Annotated in this window: 9 protein-coding genes and 1 tRNA gene; 2 read left to right on the forward strand and 8 right to left on the reverse strand. The window is 54.5% G+C overall.

What is annotated here, in order from left to right; genetic code table 11:
- Positions 1 to 4: 4 nt before the first annotated feature.
- The 8 genes from dppB to EVX52_RS13960 all read right to left on the reverse strand — a co-directional run bounded on the left by dppB (position 5) and on the right by EVX52_RS13960 (position 8,290).
- Positions 5 to 1,024, reverse strand: coding sequence for a dipeptide ABC transporter permease DppB (gene dppB / locus EVX52_RS13925; RefSeq protein ID WP_129953953.1), 1,020 nt, complete (start codon positions 1,022 to 1,024; stop codon positions 5 to 7).
- Between the two features lie 205 nt (positions 1,025 to 1,229).
- On the reverse strand, positions 1,230 to 2,837 hold the full coding sequence (gene dppA, locus EVX52_RS13930) for a dipeptide ABC transporter periplasmic-binding protein DppA (protein ID WP_129953955.1): 1,608 nt from the start codon (positions 2,835 to 2,837) through the stop codon (positions 1,230 to 1,232).
- Positions 2,838 to 3,241: 404 nt separating this feature from the next.
- Positions 3,242 to 3,574, reverse strand: a complete 333-nt coding sequence (locus tag EVX52_RS13935; RefSeq protein WP_129991512.1) for a hypothetical protein — start codon at positions 3,572 to 3,574, stop codon at positions 3,242 to 3,244.
- A 59-nt stretch (positions 3,575 to 3,633) separates the two neighbouring features.
- Positions 3,634 to 3,710 (reverse strand) — tRNA-Pro (locus tag EVX52_RS13940).
- Between the two features lie 100 nt (positions 3,711 to 3,810).
- Positions 3,811 to 5,490: a kdo(2)-lipid A phosphoethanolamine 7''-transferase gene (gene eptB / locus EVX52_RS13945; RefSeq protein ID WP_129991513.1), complete on the reverse strand. Its 1,680-nt coding sequence runs from the start codon at positions 5,488 to 5,490 to the stop codon at positions 3,811 to 3,813.
- 271 nt (positions 5,491 to 5,761) lie between these two features.
- A complete protein-coding gene (locus EVX52_RS13950; protein ID WP_013573432.1) occupies positions 5,762 to 6,184 on the reverse strand; it encodes an organic hydroperoxide resistance protein in 423 nt (140 codons plus the stop codon).
- Positions 6,185 to 6,312: 128 nt separating this feature from the next.
- Complete coding sequence (locus EVX52_RS13955; protein WP_129991514.1) at positions 6,313 to 6,771, reverse strand: MarR family winged helix-turn-helix transcriptional regulator; 459 nt, start codon at positions 6,769 to 6,771, stop codon at positions 6,313 to 6,315.
- A 73-nt stretch (positions 6,772 to 6,844) separates the two neighbouring features.
- Complete coding sequence (locus EVX52_RS13960) at positions 6,845 to 8,290, reverse strand: carboxylesterase (protein ID WP_129991515.1); 1,446 nt, start codon at positions 8,288 to 8,290, stop codon at positions 6,845 to 6,847.
- Between the two features lie 283 nt (positions 8,291 to 8,573).
- On the opposite strand from EVX52_RS13960, the gene atzF reads away from it, so the two are divergent.
- Positions 8,574 to 10,424 carry an allophanate hydrolase gene (gene atzF / locus EVX52_RS13965; RefSeq protein ID WP_129991516.1) on the forward strand — a complete coding sequence of 617 codons (1,851 nt, stop codon included), beginning with the start codon at positions 8,574 to 8,576 and terminating at the stop codon, positions 10,422 to 10,424.
- A gap of 9 nt (positions 10,425 to 10,433) precedes the next feature.
- Positions 10,434 to 14,066, forward strand: coding sequence for an urea carboxylase (gene uca, locus EVX52_RS13970; protein ID WP_129991517.1), 3,633 nt, complete (start codon positions 10,434 to 10,436; stop codon positions 14,064 to 14,066).
- Positions 14,067 to 14,085 lie beyond the last annotated feature (19 nt).

A 14,085-nucleotide genomic window follows, 5' to 3' on the forward strand; every position in this document is an offset into this window, starting at 1 on the left:
CCCCTTATTTCTTGTGGCGAATACGCGGGTTGACCACGCCGTAGAGCACATCTACCAGCAGGTTAACCACAATGATCAGAGTAGCGACCAGCAACACCCCGCCCTGCACGACCGGATAGTCGCGGCGCTGGAGTGCGTCGATCAGCCACCGGCCGAGTCCCGGCCAGGAGAAGATAGTTTCGGTCAGGATCGCGCCGCCCAGCAGCGTACCGACCTGCAAACCAATGATGGTCACCACCGGCAACAACGCATTGCGCAGAGCGTGGACGACAATCACCCGCATGCGGCTGACGCCTTTGGCGCGCGCGGTACGGATGTAATCCTCACCCAACACTTCCAGCATGGAAGAACGGGTCATACGCACAATCACGGCCAGCGGAATGGTACCCAGTACAATGGCCGGTAAAATCATGTGCATCACGGCATCAACGAAATCACCCGGTTCGCCCCAGAACAGCGTATCGATCAGCATAAAACCGGTCAGCGGCAGGCTGTCATCCAGGAAGACGGTGTCGCTTATTCGACCTGAGACGGGCGTCAGATTAAGCTGCACCGAGACCAGCATGACCAGCATGATCCCCCACCAGAATATCGGCATCGAATAGCCGGTCAGCGAGATCCCCACGGCCGTGTGGTCGAATATCGATCCCCGTTTTACCGCCGCCAGCACACCCACCGGAATACCGACAATGATCGCGAAAATCATCGCGCAAATGCCCAGTTCCAGTGTCGCTTTAAAGCGCGGTACGAATTCCTGCCAGACAGGGGTGCGGCTTTTTAAGGACGTGCCCAGGTCGCCATGCAGCACCCCGTTCACGTAGTGGAAATATTGTTGATAAAGAGGCTTATCAAGCCCCATTTCTGCCATCAGCTGGGCATGACGCTCGGGGGAAACACCGCGCTCGCCTGCCATGATGGTGACCGGGTCGCCTGGTATCATATGTACGAAGGCAAAAGTCAGCAAAGTAATGCCGATAAACGTTGGGATAACTAACCCCAGACGTCGGAGTATGAACTGCAACATATCCCGTACTCTCTGTATAAAATGCCCGGCGAACCGTAGCTCGCCGGGCTTATTGATAGCTCACAAAACTTTATATCGCTGAACTAAAAGACGTAGTGAGCGCTCAGCGAGCAAGGCGGAGGAGCAGAGCAATTGAGACATACCATTAGGTAGGCGAAAATTGCGAGCACCGCACAACGCAGCTCCCTGTGCGCTCAGTAGTCAATTATTCCATTGAGACGTTTTCGAAGTGGTGTTTGCCGAGCGGATCTACGACATACCCTTTAACTTCTTTACGAACAGGTTCATACACGGTGGAGTGAGCGATGATCAGCGCAGGTGCCTGGTCATGCATCACAACCTGAGCCTGTTGGTACAGCGCAGCACGTTTGGCGTGATCAGATTCAGCACGGGCTGGCTGGATCAAATCTTCAAACGGCTTGTAGCACCAGCGGGAATAGTTGGAACCGTCTTTGGCAGCAGTACAGCTGAACAGGGTAGCGAAGAAGTTATCCGGATCCCCATTGTCGCCGGTCCAGCCCATCATCACAGACTGATGCTCACCGTTTTTCGCACGCTTGAGGTATTCGCCCCACTCGTAGGTCACGATGTTGGCTTTCACGCCAATTTTCGCCCAGTCAGCCTGGATCATTTCAGCCATACGACGTGCGTTCGGGTTATACGGACGCTGTACAGGCATCGCCCACAGATCGATAGTGAAGCCATCTGGGTGACCTGCTTCTTTCAGCAATTCTTTGGCTTTAGCCGGATCATAGGGGTAATCAACGATATCTTTGTTGTAGCCCCACATTGTCGGTGGGATCAGGTTTTTAGCAGGCTGGCCAGCCCCCTGATAAACCGCATCGATGATGGCTTTTTTGTTCACAGCCATGGTCAGTGCCTGACGCACTTTCACTTCATCCAGTGGTTTCTTCTCAACGTTGAAGGACAGATAACCCACGTTCAGACCCGGTTGTTGCATCAGGTTGATGGATTTATCTTTCTTCATTGCCGCGATGTCAGCCGGGTTCGGGTATGGCATCACCTGGCATTCATTTTTCTGCAGTTTCGCGTAACGCACGGAAGCATCAGGCGTGATGGAGAAGACTAAACGGTCGATCTGCGGCTTGGTGCCCCAGAAGCCCGGGAAGGCTTTGTAGAGGATGCGTGAATCTTTCTGATATTGCACAAGCTGGAACGGACCGGTACCGATCGGATCCAGGTCGACTTTTTCAGGCGTTTTCGCTTTCAGCATGTTGTCAGCGTATTCCGCAGACAGGATAGAAGCGAAGTCCATCGCCAGATCGGCCAGGAACGGAGACTCAGGGCGGTTCAGTACGAACTGCACGGTATTGTCATCCACTTTGACGATCTTGTTGATCAGATCACCCATGCCCATACCTTCGAAGTATTCGTAGCTGCCGCCAGAAACGCCGTGGTATGGGTTATTTTTGTCCAGCTGACGTTCGAAGGAATAAATCACGTCATCCGCATTGAAATCACGGGTCGGTTTGAATTCCTTGTTGTCCTGCCACTTCACGCCTTTGCGCAGATGGAAGGTGTAAGTTTTACCATCAGCAGAGATGTCCCACTTCTCAGCCAGACCCGGCTGGATTTCCGTGGTGCCGATCTTGAATTCAACCAGACGGTTGTAGATAGGTACGGAGCTTGCGTCATACGTAGTGCCTGAGGTGAACAGCTGAGGGTTGAAGCCTTCAGGTGAACCTTCGGAGCAATACACTAATGTTTTTGCCTGGACACTGGCCGCAACGGTCAGCGCAATCAGGCCCATACTGAATTTCAGTAGCCCCGACTTACCTAAAGAGATTGTCATCGCTTCTGCTCCATCGATTAATGGTGATGTGGATGTGTGTGTTGTGTATACAGCTCACGTCACCCTTTGTTTTTATTTGCGGGTGACTGTGTTTGCTCGTGCGCTGCAATAGTCCAACCAGAGCATGGTGAACTGCCATTTTTTTCCTTCGAAGTGTAAAGATTACTTTACAAAATCTTACCGGAAATAATCACTGGTCTTCCTTGGGGCTATCAATTTGGCAACTCCTTTCCTTGACGTCAATATAACCATCAGGCATTTACACAGACTGTGAGTTACAACAAACAAACATAAAAAAACATTTTGTTAACCAAATCAGGATGAATGTTCAGTCTGAGCACGGAATAACCACACATTCCCCTTTATAAAAGAATATTCACGGGGGTTTCACCCATTTTAAAACCCTAAAAATTTCTGGCTAAATGATGAATATATGAACGGTTATTTTTGAGATAGGGGTGGAAACCAGCGGAAAATGCTGAGAAGTGCAGCAAACGGCGTCGACCCGTCAGTGAAAGCCGTTGAGCCAGCACCCTTAAAAAACCCCAAAATAGCGCAATTGCACGATGATGGTGCAGATGATTTTGCGTACTGCTTTTGGTTGTTTTTCCGGCATGAAGCCGGTGGCGGGTGGACAGGAATTGAAACCAATATGTTATAGGGTTTTTAAACTCTGGCTCATAAATTGCAGGCGGAAAAAGGCGAAAAAAAACCTGCTTTAAAAGCAGGTTCTTCAAACTCATCCTCTTTACTACAGGCGAAAAAAAACCTGCTTTAAAAGCAGGTTTTTCAAAAATGGTCGGCGAGAGAGGATTCGAACCTCCGACCCACTGGTCCCAAACCAGTTGCGCTACCAAGCTGCGCTACTCGCCGAATGGGGCGCATCTTACTGCGACCCCCTGGGAGCGTCAATGGCTTTTTGAAACATCCGAACTGACTGGCCAGAAATTATCCGATACGCCGCCAAAATGACCTACAACTTCTGTTCTGCCTGAGGTTTGGCACACCAGTTATTCGCCGGATTGATACCACCGTCTGGCGAGGTGTAGCCCAGGCAGCCCAAAATTGAATCGAATAACTCCACATGGCGTTTCTTTGCGCCCACACGTTGCTGCGCCTGTAACTGCTCAAATGCCAGTTTATGGTCCGGTTGTTCAAGGAAGCTATCCGAAGCCCATACCATCATCGGCACGCGGAACTGCTCCGGCGGTGCCATCTCGCGTGGTGTACCGTGCAGATGCGAATTCTCATCGATAGATTCACCGTGGTCCGAGGCGTAAAACACCAGCGCTTTCTTATCACGCAACTGATCAATCACGTTGTCGATAAAGGTATCGGTATACAACACGCTATTGTCGAAGGCATTAATCAGTTCCGCTTTGGTGCAGGTATTGCTCTTACACTCCGGTGTGTACCGTGCGTAACTGCGCGGATAGCGCTGGGAATACAGATAGTGCGAGCCTTTGGTATGCAGGATCACCAGATGCTTGCCTTTAGGATGCGTTGCCAGTGATTGCTGTAACTCATTGACCAGCAACATGTCATCCACCGGTTTGCCATCGTTGCGCTTTTCCGAGGCGATGATTTCGCGGAAGGAGAAATTATTGGTGTCAGCATTATTATAGAACCACAGCTCGCTTTGCATCGCGAACAGCTCAGAGGTGAAGCCCAGCGACTTCATCACTGCAAATATGTTCTGCTCTTTCAGTGTACGCTGCGGGTTATCCGCCGTACCGCCTTCACGCACGAACATACAGCGCAGTGACAACTTAGTGGCCGTATCGCAGGATGTCCCGCGAAACGCGACCAGATTCTTCTCTTTGGACAGGCGCGGCGTGGTATCGCGCTCATACCCTAAAATCCCCATGTGATCCCAGCGGGTGGTTTCACCGATGATAAACACCACATAGGTGTCATCAATACCGGCGGGTGGCACATAAGTAAATTCTTTTGCAGGATCAAAATAATGGCTGGCATCCTGACTTTCATCCACCTGCGTATAGGCGTACAAACCCAGTGCAGCCAGCCAGTTAGAGGGCAGATAGGAGTGCGCGACCACGCCGCCATAACTCGGCAGATCCACGTTAGTTTTCTTCTCATTGACGCTCTGGGCGTGATCCAGAGAACGCAGCGGCAACCAGACCAGCAATGCCGCCGCCAGCAGCACAGTTAAAGGCAACGCTCGCTGTCCCGGCGTTTTCATCTGCTCAATCAGTGTAAAGCGCAGATTGTTTTTCCAGATGAGGAACAGGGGGATTGCGCTGACCAGCGCCATCCAGATAAACAGGTGATAACCGATGATCTCTTTGCTCAGATCGATATCAGTGGTCATCACCGACACCACGATGCCGTAACCGATCACCACATTGAACATCACCATGTAATAACTGGCAGCAACGGAAATCAGCACCAGCAAGCTGGCGATAACGCGGAAGAACAGCCGCCCGCCCAGTGAGAGGAGACGCAGAACAAAGAAGGTGAATAAGACGATGGCGCAGACTTCAGTGACGGCCTGCACCAGTTCAGCTGATGTGAAATGATTGACCAATGCAGCAAAGCGGCGCTGGAACACAGAGACATTCAAAAAAATGCCAATGTAAATCGCTAACAATAAAGAGATATTTTGCTGCGATAGAGTCTTCACTCTATTCATGAAAAGTAACTTTCCTAACGTATTTTGAAAGATTTGGAATCATTGTGACATGTTTATAGCGGACTGGTTCACAGATTATGCTGAGAATGAGGTGTATATGGCGTTCAGAAGGGTTATGCCTGTCCGGCGACATCAATTTTTTTTGAATGTTTTCTGTTTGTCAGGGAATACACACGGAAAAAGCAAAAAGGAGGCCGGAGCCTCCTGAGATTTTTGTTTTGATACATCACAACATTCCCCTGGTGAAGGCGTTGTGGAGTGGATCAGAACACTATTTAACGTTCAGCGTGACGTCGATATTGCCACGGGTCGCGTTGGAGTACGGGCACACCTGATGTGCTTTAGCCACCAGCGCTTCGGCTTCGCTGCGCTCAAAGCCCGGCAGGGTAATATCAAGCTGCACTTCAATACCATAGCCGCCAGGGATGGCTCCAATCCCTACCGCACCTTCAATTTTAGCGTCAGCCGGGATCTTAATTTTTTCCTGCGCGGCCACGGCTTTCAGTGCACCAAGGAAACAGGCGGAATAACCGGCAGCAAAAAGTTGCTCAGGGTTAGTACCGCCCCCCATGCCGCCCATCTCTTTTGGCACACCCAGTTTGACGTCAAGAACGCCGTCATCGGAAGTCGCACGGCCATCACGGCCACCGGTCGCGGATGCATGAGCACGATACACAACTTTTTCAATAGACATATTTCGTTCCTTATCGGTGATAAACACTTATTAGTTTTAAACTATTTAATCGCGCACTACTTTATTAATACTATCCGACAGTCCGAAGAAGCACTTGCGGAATCGTCTGTTTCATACGGCACTCAGACTTACGCTTTATCCTGAAGCTTAGCCCGTAATACTTCGAGCTGCTGTTTCAGCGCCACGATTTCGCCGACATCGCATTCTGTCGCACACAGAATGGCTTCGGGGATACCCTGCGCTTTTTCGCGCAACATCTTACCCGCAGCGGTGAGAGAAATAATCACCTGACGTTCGTCGGCTTTGGCGCGCTGACGCACCAGCAGCTCTGCCGCCTCGAGGCGCTTTAACAGCGGCGTTAAGGTCGCTGAATCCAGAAACAGTTTTTCGCCAATTTCCGACACCGTGACTTCATCACGTTGCCACAGCACCAGCATCACCAGATACTGCGGATAAGTGAGCCCGAGCTGCCCGAGCAACTTACGGTAAACCTTATGCAGTGCCAGATTCGCAGAATAAAGCGCGAAACACATCTGTTGATCCAGATGCAGCATGCGGTTTTGTGTCGGGTCGGTATCTGTTTTCATGTTCATGTCGCCAATATATATAGCGCACGATATTATCGCAAGCATATTTTATTGTTCATCTGCTTTGCCTGCATCAAAAACCTTCAATACGCTGCAACATGTACGGATAAAACGGATTGGATGAAACCCGCATCAGTTGATCCATACTCACCACCAGTGCGCCATTTTCCCCGCGGGCCGCCAGTGTTCCCAGCCTGATGCCAAATTGCGCCGAGCCTTGAGGACTGCGCCCGTACAACGAATCGTCAGTCGGGAAAGGCAGCGAGACATGCGATAACGAATAGAACTCCGAGGGATAATCCAGCCCCAGCGGGCTGACCGTCGCAGCACTCTCCCCCGCTGCGGTAGTTTTTGCGACAGCGGCGGCATCATCCGGTGAGGCATTGGTGACAACCGTCGTCTGATACGTGCGCGGTGGCGCAGGTAACAGGCGCTCTGCTGCAGCTTCAGAGGAAGGACGCAACAGCGGGCCGACATAAGCACTGCGGTTGATATCAAACAGCACCAGCTGGCTGCCGTTGGCGGGAAGCTGATTAAACAACGCCGTCACCACCGCACGGGAACTGACGGTGGAATCGACAACTGACTGAAACGCCAGCAACGGCGGTAACTGCGCCAGCTTGCCAGTTTGCGCATCCTTGCTGATCTGCTGCTGCAAAACATGAGTAAGCAGATAGGACTGACGGGCGGCTTTTACAGGGAAGGAATTGTATTTAAAAGGATTAAATTCCGGCATCAGGTTCAGCCAGGCCGTTTTGGCAAAGGCCGGGAAAATAGCCGGCCAGCCCGCATAGCCTGCAAAGCGCGCAAAACTCGTCACACCTATCATCGGGGAAATCAGCACCACGCGCGTAGGCCTCGCCAGTGCAGGGTCATCAAGGGCATCCAGCGTGTATTTCATCGCCAGCGCTCCCCCGTTTGAAAAACCCACCAGTTGCAGTGGCACATCTGTGCCAGCTGCGCGACGCGCCTCACGCACCGCCAGCCGGGTGGCCGCCAGCCACTGCTCCCAGTCTACCCGCGTCAGCCCGCCGGGCACGGTGCCGTGGCCGGGCAGACGGATACCGACAGCCACAAATCCACGGCGGCGATAATCCTGCGCAATATGCCTCAGGCTGTAAGGGGAATCCGTCAGGCCGTGTAACAACACCACAGCGCCGACCGGCTTACCGTCGGGCATCAGTTCATAAGAACGGTTCCAGTCCTGTGCAAAACGTTCCGGATAAATCGGGCTGCGGTCATAATAGCGGTTGAGCGGGATACGGTCCCCGCTGTCCAGCTTATCCGTCACCTGCTGCTTCACTTCAACAAAAGCCTGTTGCTCGGCACGTAAATAGGCAGGCCAGTCGCTTTTATCAAGCTGTTCAGCGCTCAGCTCGTCCGGCACCAGTTTATGCCATGGCTCAAGCGGCGGCCCCTGTAAGGCGTCATAAGTACGCGCCCCGAAAAGCGTAATAACCACCAGAATCAGTGCCAGTAACAGTTTTTTCAGGCGTTCAGAGAGACGACGAAGTTGCATTAAGCAGGGGTTTCCTAAAAAAGTTTTGCAGAAAGACAGCCTCTTAAAGATATGTCCTTCTGGAGCATTATTGGGAAAATAATAATGCAATTACCTGGAACGGTGGCTGCACAAAGCGCAAATTTTCGCCCCATTTTTGTTCAGTTGCATTCCGTCCATGGTGCAACAAATATACAGCCTGGTTATATAACGACCCCTAAACCTATTAATATCAATAGCTAATGATTTGGCACAGGCTTTGCTTAGATGAATTCAATCTTGTATACCAGATGGGATTCAGAAAATGGCCTCAGTTTCAGACACCGTTGCGTCACCCTTTCGCGGCTTTACCTTACGGGAATGGCAGCAACATTATCGCAGCGCGCCGGACAGCCTGCGCACCACGCTTTCCCTGGTTTTGGCAAGCCTGAGTGAAACAGACACCGCCTGGATTTATCTCGCCACGGCAGAGCAGCTTGAAGCACAAATCACCCGTCTTGAAACCCTGCGCGATCAGGCTGAAGGTTCCCTGAGCGCCCTGCCGTTGTTTGGCGTGCCGTTCGCCGTCAAAGACAATATGGATATCGCTGGCTGGCCGACCACGGCAGCCTGTCCGGCATTTGCTTATACCGCAGATGCGGATGCCACCGTTATCGCCAACCTGAAAGCCAAAGGCGCGGTGGTGATCGGTAAAACCAATCTGGATCAGTTTGCCACCGGTCTGGTGGGCACCCGCTCACCGTATGGCGCCGTACGTAATACATTCAATCCGGAGTACGTCAGTGGTGGTTCCAGTTCCGGTTCTGCATCGGTGCTGGCCCGCGGTCTGGTGGCATTTTCGCTGGGTACCGACACCGCCGGCTCCGGACGCGTTCCGGCTGGCTTTAATAATATTGTCGGGCTGAAACCGACCAAAGGCTGGCTGTCGAATACCGGTGTGGTGCCGGCCTGTCGCCTGAATGATACCGTCTCGATTTTCGCCCTGACCGTCGCCGATGCCCAAATCGTTGCCCACGCCGCTGGCGGATATGATGCCGCCGATGCCTATTCCCGTAAAAATCCACATACCGCGCCGGTGGCCTTACCGGCACAGCCGCGCATTGCCGTGCCCGATCGTCTGGAATTCTTTGGCGATACACAGGCAGAAGCGGCGTTTAACCAGGCCCTCGATCACCTGCGCCACCATGGGGTGACACTGGAACCCATTGATTTCACGCCGTTCCGCGAACTGGCTGAACAGTTGTATTACGGTGCGTGGGTGGCAGAACGTACCGTGGCGGTTGGCGAAATATTTGAGGAAAGTCCGGAAGCGATGGATCCGGTCGTGCGCGGGATAGTGGCTAATGGCGTGAACTATACCGCCTGTGACGCCTGGCGCGCCGAGTATTTACGGGCGGAACTGGCGCGCAAAATTCATCTGGCGCTGGAAGGATTTGACGCGCTGGTCGTGCCGACATCGCCAACCATCCGCACACAGGAAGAGTTGGTACAGGAGCCGGTGCTCTACAACTCGCAGTTCGGCATTTACACCAACTTCACCAATCTGGCGGATTTGTCAGCGCTGGCGCTACCTGCCGGTCTGCGTGCGGACGGCCTGCCCGCCGGTATCACCCTTATCGCTCCCGCCTGGCACGATGATGCGCTGGCGGGTTTTGGCCGTCAGTGGCAGCGCAGCCTGAGCCTGCCGCTCGGTGCGACCGGGCTTACGATGAAACCTGAAGAATTCATGACTGCCACGCCGGTGAATGCTGCCTGCGTGCGCGTCGCCGTAGTCGGCGCTCACCTGACCGGTATGCCACTCAATTTCCAGCTCACCAGCCGCCATGCGGTGCGCGTCGAACAAACCACTACCGCGGCTACCTACAAGCTCTACGCCCTCGCCAACACCACACCGCCCAAACCGGGGCTGGTGCGGGCGGAAGGCGGCAGCACCATCATCGTCGAACTCTGGGATATCCCGCTGGCGCGCTTTGGTGAATTTGTCGCTGAAATCCCGGCACCGCTGGGTATCGGCTCTCTCGAACTGGCAGATGGCCGCATCGTAAAAGGGTTTATTTGTGAACCGTGGGCGATCAGCGGAGCCACGGATATCACGGCGTTTGGCGGCTGGAGAAGTTACCTCCACAGCCTCAATTCATCACCGGTAAAAAGCTGAGGAACGCACATGTTCAATATCGTATTGATTGCTAACCGTGGCGAAATCGCCTGCCGTGCGATCCGCACGCTGAAACGTCTGGGCATTACCAGCGTGGCCGTTTATTCCGATGCCGACCGCAATGCACCGCATGTCACACAGGCGGATATCGCCATCGCGCTGGGCGGCGAAAAGGCCAGTGATAGCTACCTGATGATCGACAAAATTCTGGCCGCCGCCAAAGAAACCGGCGCGCAGGCAATTTATCCGGGATACGGCTTTTTATCCGAAAGCGCAGAATTCGCCGATGCCTGCGAAGCCGCCGGGATTGCCTTTATCGGCCCGACCGCCGGACAAATCCGCGAGTTTGGCCTCAAGCATCGCGCCCGCGAATTAGCCGGAGCCGCAAATGTGCCGATGACGCCGGGCACCGGTTTGCTCGACAGCATTGATGACGCGGTGAAAGCTGCCGCTGAAATCGGCTATCCGGTGATGCTGAAAAGTACCGCGGGCGGCGGGGGGATTGGCCTGACGCGCTGCGACGATGAAGAGGCATTACGCGCCGCGTGGGACAGCGTGAAACGTCTCGGCGAGCAGTTTTTCCGTGATGCCGGTGTGTTTCTGGAACGCTTTGTCGATCGTGCCCGCCATGTCGAAGTGCAAATTTTTGGCGACGGCAAAGGCCGCGTGGTGGCCCTCGGCGAACGGGACTGTTCATTGCAGCGCCGCAATCAGAAAGTCGTGGAGGAAACGCCTGCACCGAATCTGCCGCAGGCCAGCCGCGAAGCGTTACATCGCGCCGCCGTGCAGCTGGGTGAATCGGTCAGTTACCGCAGCGCCGGTACCGTTGAATTTATCTATGACGCCGCGCGTGACGAATTTTATTTTCTCGAAGTGAATACCCGTTTACAGGTTGAACATCCGGTCACCGAAATGGTCACCGGTCTGGATTTGATCGAATGCATGCTGAATGTTGCCGCCGGTATCCCGCTGAACTGGTCTGCCATGGAAAAAGCCCCGCAGGGCGCGTCCATGGAAGTGCGTATTTACGCTGAAGATCCGCTGAAGAATTTCCAGCCAAGTCCCGGCGTGCTGACTGAAGTATTTTTCCCCGGCGATGTGCGTGTCGACGGCTGGGTCTCTACCGGCAGCGAAGTGTCAGCATTTTATGACCCGATGATCGCCAAGCTGATTGTTCACGGCACCGATCGTCAGGATGCACTGGTGAAAATGTCCGCCGCGCTGGCCGCCACCCGCCTGCACGGTATCGCCACCAATATCGATTATTTGCGACAGGTGGTTGCCACGCCGGTATTCCGCGAAGGTCAGATGTGGACACGCATGCTCGACAGTTTTGCTTACGCGCCAAACGCCATCGAAGTGATTGCCCCCGGCACCTACAGCAGCGTGCAGGATTATCCGGGACGTCTCGGTTACTGGGATATCGGCGTGCCGCCTTCCGGCCCGATGGATGATTTCGCCTTCCGTCTCGCCAACCGCATTGTCGGTAATCATCCGGATGCCGCTGGCCTGGAATTCACGTTGCAGGGGCCGGTGCTGCGTTTTCATTGCGACACCGTTATCGCACTGACCGGTGCACGTTGCCCGGCAACGCTTGACGGCGAACCCGTGTCTTACTGGCAGCCGGTGGAGGTGAAAGCCGGTCAGACGCTGACGCTTGGCCGCGCCACGCAGGGTTGCCGCACTTATCTTGCCGTGCGTAACGGTTTCGACGTGCCGGTGTATCTCGGCAGCCGCTCAACCTTTGCGCTCGGGCAGTTTGGCGGTCACGCCGGCCGCACGCTGCGCGTCGCCGATATGCTGACCGTCTCGCAGCCGGCACTCGCGGCCTGCACTACGCCTGCGCCGGTCAGTTTACCGCAGGCAGCAGCGGAAAATATCGTGCCGCCTTACGGTGAACTCTGGAATATCGGGGTGCTTTACGGGCCACACGGCGCACCGGATTTCTTCACGAAAGAATCCATCGATGCCTTTTTTGCTGCCGAATGGCAGGTGCATTACAACTCCAACCGCCTCGGTGTGCGGCTGGTCGGTCCGAAACCACAATGGGCGCGACAGGACGGCGGCGAAGCCGGTCTGCATCCCTCGAATGTTCATGACTGTGAATACGCCATTGGCGCGATCAACTTTACCGGCGACTTTCCGGTGATTCTGACCCGCGACGGGCCAAGCCTCGGCGGTTTCGTTTGCCCGGTGACCATCGCCAAAGCCGAACTGTGGAAAGTCGGACAGGTAAAACCGGGCGATAAAATCCGTTTCCATCCGATCAGTTTTGAGCAGGCGCAGGCGCTGGAACAGGCACAACAAGTCACGCTCGATTCACTGATGCCGGTCAACGCGGTAGCGCTGCCCGTGCCGTCCCTGCTGCCGGACAACACCGCTTCCGCCACGGTTCTTGCGGCTTTACCGGCGACGGCGGAACGCCCGTCGGTGGAATACCGTCAGGCGGGTGACTGCTACGTGCTGATTGAGTACGGCGATAACGTGCTGGATCTGGCGGTGCGCATGCGCATTTATCTGCTGATGAACGCCATCAGGGCCGCCGGTCAGCAAGGTATAGAAGAACTGTCGCCGGGCGTGCGCTCGCTGCAAATCCGCTACGACAGCCGCGTGCTGCATCAGACCGCGCTGCTGCAACATTTACTGACGCTGGAACACAATCTGGCCGATGTCAGCCAGCTGAAAATCCCGACCCGCATCGTGCATATGCCGATGGCGTTTGAAGATTCAGCGACGCTTGGCGCGGTCGAACGCTATCAGCAAACCGTGCGGGCCGATGCGCCGTGGCTGCCCAATAACGTTGATTTCATCCAGCGCACCAACGGGCTGGCAAACCGCGACGATGTGAAAAACATCATTTTCGACGCCAGCTATCTGATCCTCGGCCTGGGTGATGTCTATCTCGGCGCACCCTGCGCGGTGCCGGTCGATCCGCGCCATCGCCTGCTCAGTTCCAAATACAACCCGGCGCGGACCTTCACCGCCGAAGGCACGGTCGGCATCGGCGGCATGTACATGTGCATTTATGGCATGGATTCGCCGGGCGGCTATCAGCTGGTCGGCCGCACGCTGCCGATCTGGAATAAGTTCCTGAAAAATGAGCAGTTCAGGAATGGTGAGCCGTGGCTGCTGCACTTCTTCGACCAGGTGCGGTTCTACGAAGTTACTGAAGCCGAACTGGAGGTTCAGCGCGAAGCTTTCCGTGAAGGGCGCGCACAAATCCGTATCGAAGAGACGGAGTTCGATTTTGCGCGATATACGCAATTCCTTGCGGATAACGCCGCCGATATTGCTGATTTTCGCACCCGGCAAACTGAAGCTTTTACCCGCGAAGTGGCGCACTGGCACGAAGCGGAAAGCGCCGCCGTGGAAGCGGCTGCCAACGCCGTGCAGTTAGTGGAAGACGATGCGGATCAGGACGGTCATTTGGTCAGCGCCGACCTCAACGGCAATGTCTGGAAAATTCTGGTGCAGCCGGGGCAGCAGGTCGAAGAAGGCCAGCCGCTGATCGTGGTGGAGGCCATGAAAATGGAGCTGTCAGTGAACGCACCCTGCGCCGGCACTGTCCTGAAAATCAGTTGCCAGCAAGGCCGTCCGGTCGGGCCAGGTGATGCATTGTTGTGGCTGGACACCGCCGTCTGAAGCCGTTCAACACTGTTTT

It is taken from the genome of Rahnella sp. CFA14(1/10), assembly GCF_004195095.1.
Lineage (GTDB): Bacteria > Pseudomonadota > Gammaproteobacteria > Enterobacterales > Enterobacteriaceae > Rahnella > Rahnella perminowiae.

Bases quoted from the DNA above. Each gene is read 5' to 3' on its own strand.
- dppB (WP_129953953.1), bottom strand. From the start codon at position 1,024: ATGTTGCAGTTCATACTCCGACGTCTGGGGTTAGTTATCCCAACGTTT.
- dppA (WP_129953955.1), bottom strand. From the start codon at position 2,837: ATGACAATCTCTTTAGGTAAGTCGGGGCTACTGAAATTCAGTATGGGC.
- eptB (WP_129991513.1), bottom strand. From the start codon at position 5,490: ATGAATAGAGTGAAGACTCTATCGCAGCAAAATATCTCTTTATTGTTA.
- EVX52_RS13950 (WP_013573432.1), bottom strand. From the start codon at position 6,184: ATGTCTATTGAAAAAGTTGTGTATCGTGCTCATGCATCCGCGACCGGT.
- EVX52_RS13955 (WP_129991514.1), bottom strand. From the start codon at position 6,771: ATGAAAACAGATACCGACCCGACACAAAACCGCATGCTGCATCTGGAT.
- EVX52_RS13960 (WP_129991515.1), bottom strand. From the start codon at position 8,290: ATGCAACTTCGTCGTCTCTCTGAACGCCTGAAAAAACTGTTACTGGCA.
- atzF (WP_129991516.1), top strand. From the start codon at position 8,574: ATGGCCTCAGTTTCAGACACCGTTGCGTCACCCTTTCGCGGCTTTACC.
- uca (WP_129991517.1), top strand. From the start codon at position 10,434: ATGTTCAATATCGTATTGATTGCTAACCGTGGCGAAATCGCCTGCCGT.